The organism is uncultured Roseovarius sp. (assembly GCF_913054395.1).
Classification (GTDB): Bacteria; Pseudomonadota; Alphaproteobacteria; order Rhodobacterales; family Rhodobacteraceae; genus Roseovarius.
In genome coordinates, this window is sequence record NZ_CAJXIP010000167.1 from 1 (window position 1) to 6473 (window position 6473).

Annotated in this window: 7 protein-coding genes; all 7 read left to right on the top strand. The window is 60.5% G+C overall.

Going from position 1 to position 6473, the window contains the following annotated elements; all coding sequences use genetic code 11:
* The first annotated feature begins 64 nt into the window (after positions 1-64).
* Positions 65-1108 carry an aminotransferase class V-fold PLP-dependent enzyme gene (locus tag QZ522_RS16685; protein ID WP_294614209.1) on the top strand — a complete coding sequence of 348 codons (1044 nt, stop codon included), beginning with the start codon at positions 65-67 and terminating at the stop codon, positions 1106-1108.
* Between the two features lie 18 nt (positions 1109-1126).
* On the top strand, positions 1127-2650 hold the full coding sequence (gene sufB, locus QZ522_RS16690; protein ID WP_294614194.1) for a Fe-S cluster assembly protein SufB: 1524 nt from the start codon (positions 1127-1129) through the stop codon (positions 2648-2650).
* A 142-nt stretch (positions 2651-2792) separates the two neighbouring features.
* On the top strand, positions 2793-3398 hold the full coding sequence (locus tag QZ522_RS16695) for a hypothetical protein (RefSeq protein WP_294614197.1): 606 nt from the start codon (positions 2793-2795) through the stop codon (positions 3396-3398).
* A gap of 36 nt (positions 3399-3434) precedes the next feature.
* A complete protein-coding gene (sufC, locus tag QZ522_RS16700; RefSeq protein WP_294614200.1) occupies positions 3435-4190 on the top strand; it encodes a Fe-S cluster assembly ATPase SufC in 756 nt (251 codons plus the stop codon).
* A complete protein-coding gene (gene sufD / locus QZ522_RS16705; RefSeq protein WP_294614212.1) occupies positions 4190-5479 on the top strand; it encodes a Fe-S cluster assembly protein SufD in 1290 nt (429 codons plus the stop codon). The genes sufC and sufD overlap by 1 nt, the downstream gene beginning before the upstream one ends.
* Positions 5479-5964, top strand: coding sequence for a YIP1 family protein (locus QZ522_RS16710; RefSeq protein WP_294614203.1), 486 nt, complete (start codon positions 5479-5481; stop codon positions 5962-5964). The genes sufD and QZ522_RS16710 overlap by 1 nt, the downstream gene beginning before the upstream one ends.
* The coding region (locus tag QZ522_RS16715; protein WP_294614206.1) for a Yip1 family protein at positions 5961-6473 on the top strand (513 nt) is incomplete at its 3' end. The genes QZ522_RS16710 and QZ522_RS16715, both read left to right, overlap by 4 nt.

The window sequence follows — 6473 nt, forward strand, 5'->3', positions numbered from 1 at the left end:
CGGGCGCCGTTACGGGCCTGCGGCGCGAGTATTTTTGCCAAGAAGAAACCGGGACCGCCGGGTGATGGCGCGAATCTATCTGGATTACAATGCAACCGCGCCGCTGCGCGCCGAGGCGAAGGCGGCGATGATCGCGGCGATGGATGTTGTCGGCAATCCGTCGAGTGTGCATGCCGAGGGGCGGGCGGCCCTGGGTATGGTCGAGCGCGCGCGTGCGCAGGTGGCGGCGGCCTTTGGCGCTGAGGGGGCGGATGTGATCTTTACCTCGGGGGCGACCGAGGCGGCGGCGCTTGCCTGCGCCGGGCGGGGATTGGTCGGGGCAGGGGTCGAGCATGATGCGGTCGCGGCCTGGGTCAGCGATGATCTTGAGGTCGATCGCAACGGACAGGTGAGGGTAGGCGATCCGGCGCGATCGGTGTTGCAGTTGGCCAACTCCGAGACCGGGGTGATTCAGGCCTTGCCCGAGGGGCTGGCGGTCAGCGATATGACCCAGGGATTTGGCAAGCTGCCGGTGGCCTTCAACTGGTCCGGCGCGCAGATGGCACTGATCTCGGCGCACAAGCTTGGCGGACCAAAAGGGATTGGCGCGCTGGTGGTCAAACGTGGTACTGATATTGCGGCGCAAATCCGTGGCGGCGGGCAGGAAATGGGGCGCCGGGCGGGTACCGAGAACGTGATCGGCATTGCCGGGTTCGGGGCCGCCGCAGAGGCGGCCGCGCGTGATCTTGAGGGCGAAACATGGGCCCGAGTGGAAAAACTTAGAAACATTCTAGAATCAACTATTGCACAGCTTGCAAATGAGACTATTTTTGTCGGGAAAGCTGGCGATCGCTTGCCCAACACCAGCTGCTTCATTACGCCGGGCTGGAAAGGCGAGACCCAGGTGATGGCGATGGATCTTGCCGGGTTTGCTATTTCGGCGGGCAGCGCCTGTTCCAGTGGCAAGGTGCGCGCCAGCAAGGTTTTGCGGGCGATGGGATTTGACGAGGCCGAGGCCGGCTGCGCGGTGCGCGTATCGCTTGGGCCCGCGACGACAGAAGACGAGATTATGCGCTTTGCCGAATCCTGGCTGAAGCGCTGCCAAAAACATCAGGGCCGGATGGTCTGAGAGGTTAAGGAGATAGGAATGGCTGCTTTGGACGACGTTCAGGTCAAGGAAGGCGTAGATCAGGAAACCGTCGATGCCGTGCGCGAGGTTGGCGGCGCCTATAAATACGGCTGGGAAACCGATATCGAGATGGAATATGCCCCGCTTGGGCTTGACGAAGATATCGTGCGGCTGATCAGCTCGAAAAACGAAGAGCCCGAGTGGATGACGGAATGGCGGCTTGAGGCCTATCGCCGCTGGCTGACCAAGGAAGAGCCGACCTGGGCGATGGTCGATTACCCCAAGATCGACTTTCAGAACCAGTATTACTATGCCCGCCCCAAGAGCATGGAGGTCAAACCCAAGTCATTGGACGAGGTCGATCCCAAGCTTTTGGCGACCTATGCCAAGCTTGGCATCCCGCTCAAGGAACAGATGATCCTTGCCGGGGTCGAGGGCGCCGAGGATGCCCCGGCCGAGGGCCGCAAGGTGGCCGTGGATGCGGTGTTTGATTCGGTTTCTGTCGGCACCACCTTTCAGGCTGAATTGCGCAAGGCCGGAGTGATCTTCTGCTCGATCTCCGAGGCGATCAGAGAGCACCCCGAGCTTGTCAAGAAATACTTGGGGTCGGTCGTTCCGGTCAGTGACAATTACTATGCCACGCTCAATTCGGCGGTCTTCTCGGATGGGTCGTTTGTCTATGTTCCGCCGGGCGTGCGCTGTCCGATGGAATTGAGCACCTATTTCCGCATCAACGCCGAAAACACCGGTCAGTTCGAGCGCACGCTGATCATCGCCGACAAGGGCAGCTATGTGAGCTATCTTGAAGGCTGTACCGCGCCGCAGCGTGACATTGCACAGCTTCATGCCGCCGTGGTCGAGATCATCGTCGAGGAAGACGCCGAGGTGAAATATTCCACGGTGCAGAACTGGTATCCCGGTGATGAAAACGGCAAGGGCGGGATCTATAACTTTGTCACCAAGCGTGCCGATTGCCGGGGCGACCGGGCCAAGGTGATGTGGACGCAGGTCGAAACCGGCTCTGCCGTCACATGGAAATACCCAAGCTGTATCCTGCGCGGCAACGACAGCCAGGGCGAGTTCTATTCCATCGCCATTGCCAACAATTACCAGCAGGCCGATACCGGCACCAAGATGATCCATCTGGGCAAGAACACGCGCTCGCGTATCGTGTCCAAGGGGATCAGCGCGGGCCATGCGCAGAACACCTATCGCGGGCTTGTGTCGATGCATCCCAAGGCCAGGGACAGCCGCAACTATACCCAATGCGACAGTCTTTTGATCGGCGATAAATGCGGCGCGCATACGGTGCCTTATATCGAGGTCAAGAACAACTCGAGCCGGGTGGAGCACGAGGCGACAACATCCAAGGTGGATGACGATCAGATGTTCTATTGCCGCTCGCGCGGGATGGATGAGGAAGAAGCCGTCGCGCTTGTCGTCAACGGGTTCTGCAAGGATGTGCTTCAGGCGCTGCCGATGGAATTCGCCATGGAAGCACAGCAGTTGGTGGCGATTTCTCTGGAAGGGTCGGTGGGCTAGGGCGTGGGTTTTACCCACCCTCCGCAAGGACGATAACTGGGCTTGAATGCGATGATGATCACCACCACCAGCAATGTAAAAGGGCGCTCGAACACCGATGTGATCGGCGGCCGCCCCGGCACTTGGGTGGTGCCGGGCTAGGATGTCGGGCGTATCCGTCATAGAGCGGCCAGAGCTGACCCTGCCCGAAGCAGAGGCGGCGGCGGTGCGCGCGGCCTATGAAAGGGCCCCGGTGATCCTTGAGTACGGATCGGGCGGCTCGACGGTGATGGCCTCGGAAATGCCGGGCAAGCGGGTGTTCTCCGTGGAAAGCGATCAGGATTGGGCGCAGATGATGCGCGCCTTTCTGGCGCAGACCCCGCCCGCGACGGGTACCGAGGTGGATGTGATCTGGTCCGATATCGGGCCGACCAGGGAATGGGGATATCCGCGCAACAACAGTGGCTGGAAACGCTATGCGCGCTATCCGCTCGAGGTCTGGGACCTGCCGGAATTCAGCCAACCCGATGTGGTGCTGGTCGATGGGCGGTTTCGCACCGGATGTGCGATGGCGGTGGCGCTGCGCACCACCCGCCCGGTTGTGGTTTTGATCGACGATTACAAACGTCGCAAACACTACCACCGGATCGAAGAATTTCTGGGCGCGCCTTTGCGCCTGCATGGCCGCATGGCCGAGTTTCACGTCAAGCCGATGGCCCTGCCGCCAGATCGGCTTTTGAGCATAATCGAGATGATGACCCGGCCCTGAGCCCGGTTTGAACGTAACATACGATGAGGACATAAAATGTTGGAAATCAAGAACCTGCACGTCGATCTTGAAGAAGAAGACAAGACCATCCTGAAAGGTGTGAACCTGACGGTTGAGGCCGGCAAGGTGCATGCCATCATGGGGCCGAACGGGTCTGGCAAATCGACGTTGTCCTATGTGCTGTCGGGCCGCGATGGCTATACCGTGACCGAAGGCAGCGCCACGCTTGAAGGCGAAAACATCCTTGAGCTTGAACCCGAGGAGCGCGCGGCGGCGGGACTTTTCCTGGCGTTCCAATACCCTGTTGAAATCCCCGGTGTGGGCAATATGACCTTTCTGCGCACCGCGATGAACGCACAGCGCAAGGCGCGCGGCCAGGACGAAATCAGCGCCGCCGATTTCCTCAAGCTGGTGCGCGAAAAGGCCAAGACCCTGAAGATCGACGCAGACATGCTCAAGCGGCCCGTGAACGTGGGCTTTTCGGGGGGCGAGAAAAAGCGCAATGAAATCCTTCAGATGGCCATGCTTGAGCCGAAGATGTGCATTCTCGACGAAACCGATTCAGGTCTTGACGTGGATGCGATGAAGCTTGTCGCGGAAGGGGTGAATGCCCTGCGCAGCGAGGGCCGCGGGTTCCTTGTGATTACCCATTATCAGCGGCTTCTGGACCACATCAAACCGGACGTGGTGCATATCATGTCCGATGGCCGGATCGTAAAGACCGGCGGGCCGGACCTGGCGCTTGAGGTCGAGCAGAACGGCTATGCCGATATTCTGTCGGAGGTGGCATGATGGCAGCCCCACAGGCAAAACTGAGCGCAAATCAGGAGCGTCTGGCGGCCCTTCAGCTTCCCGAAGGGGCGACATGGGCGACGGCGGCGCGCGGTGCGGCGCTTGATCGGTTGCGGGCCATGGGCCTGCCGGAACGGCGCGACGAATACTGGAAATTCACTCGCCCCGACAGTCTGACCCAGGCCGAGGCACCGCATGCCGCGCTGTTTGACAGTGGCGCCGAACCGGAGGTCTTTGACACTGTTGACCGGCTCAGGATCGTCTTCGTGGACGGCGTTTTCGATGCCGATGCCAGCGATGACCTTTCGCTCGAAGGTGTGCGGATCGAGCGTCTGGCAGAGGCTGGTCAAAGCGATATCCACTGGGCAAAGGACACCTATGGCGTGCTCGAAGAACGTGGCCAGAACCCGGTGGCGCGCCCGCTCGCGGCGCTAAATACCGCGCTGGCGACCGATGGTGTCCTGATCCATGTGACGGGCGCGGTCAGCAAGCCGATCAATCTGATTTACATCCATAAATCAGAGACTTCTGATGCGATTCTCCACAATCTTGTCAAGCTGGACAAGGGGACCGAGCTTACCGTTCTGGAAAATGGCCCGGCTGCGGCGCGATTCAACAAGGTGATGGAGGTCGAGGTCGCGGATGGGGCAAGTTTCCACCATGTACGCACCCAGGGACGTGATCACGAGCGGCGCGCGGCCACGCATATCTTTGCCCGGCTGGGCAAGGAGAGCGCGTTCAAGAGCTTTACTATGACCGCCAACGGGGTGATGACGCGCAACGAATGCGTGATCGAGCTTACCGGCGATGATGCGATCGCCCATGTGGCCGGCGCGGCCATGGGAGATGGTGATTTTCATCAGGATGACACCGTGTTCATCACCCATGACGCCGAGCGCTGCGAAAGCCGACAGGTCTTCAAGAAGGTGCTGCGCAACGGTGCGACGGGTGTGTTTCAGGGCAAGATCCTGGTCAAGGCCGGGGCGCAAAAGACCGATGGCTATCAGATAAGCCAATCGCTTTTGCTTGACGGTGACAGCCAGTTCCTCGCCAAACCGGAGCTTGAGATTTATGCCGATGACGTGGCCTGTTCCCACGGCAGCACCTCGGGCGCGATTGACGAGGATGCGCTTTACTACCTGCGCGCGCGCGGCGTGCCGAAAGCCATTGCAACCGACCTTCTGACGCTGGCGTTCCTCGCCGAAGCCGTCGAGGAAATCGAGGACGAGGGCCTGCGTGAGGAAATCAACAGTCGGCTCGTGGGCTGGCTGGAGCGTCGGCGCGGCTGATGCCGGTCACGCGCGACATCGTCGCCACCTATCGGGGGCCGCGCCGGGTGGTGCGGCGCCTGCTTGATGCTGGCCCACGCGAAGACCGGGCGCTGGTGATTCTGGTGGCAGCCTGTGGGATGACCTTTATCGCCCAATGGCCGCGCCTTGCCCGCGAGGCGCATCTGACCGGTCAGGAATTGAACCCCTTGCTGGGAGGCACTCTTTTGGCCTGGGTCTTTATCGCGCCGCTGATCTTCTATACGCTGGCCCTTCTCAGCCATGGTCTGGCGCGGGTGCTGCGCGGGCGGGGCACGGGATATGGCGCGCGCCTGGCCTTGTTCTGGGCGCTTCTTGCGGCCAGTCCGATCATCCTTTTGCACGGGCTTGTTGCCGGGTTCATCGGCCCCGGTCCGGGATTGCAGATTGTCGGCTTGATCTGGCTCGGGATATTTGGCTGGTTCTGGATCGCGGGTTGGATCGAGGCAGAGTGGGGAAGGCGATGACACAGGCCGATTTCAAGGCGCTTCTGGTCCAGACTTTGATCGCCCCGCGCAGCGCCGCCCATGCGCTGATTGCGCTGAACCTGCCTCGGCAATGGTTATGGATGGCGCTGGCGCTTATGTCGGTGCTCAATTCGATCGTCTATTCGGTGACGCTTCGGCTGAACCCTACGAATGATCCCATGGCTACGGCGATGATGCCGCCCGCTTTTCACTCGCCGGTCCTGTTCACGATGTTCCTGTTTACCGCCCTGGCGCTCACGGTGCTGACGCTTTACTGGATTGGCAAGAGCCTTGGTGGCAAGGCGCGGCTTGATGACGTGCTGGTCCTGATCTGCTGGCTTCAGGTGCTGCGGCTTATCCTGCAACTTGTGGTCGCGGTCCTGATGATTGCGGCGCCTGCCCTTGGCGCTCTGTTGATTTTCATTGCCTCGCTGTGGGGTATTTTCATTCTGATTGGATTTGTCGATGCCGCGCATCGCTTTGACAATTTCTTCAAGGCGGCAGGTGTG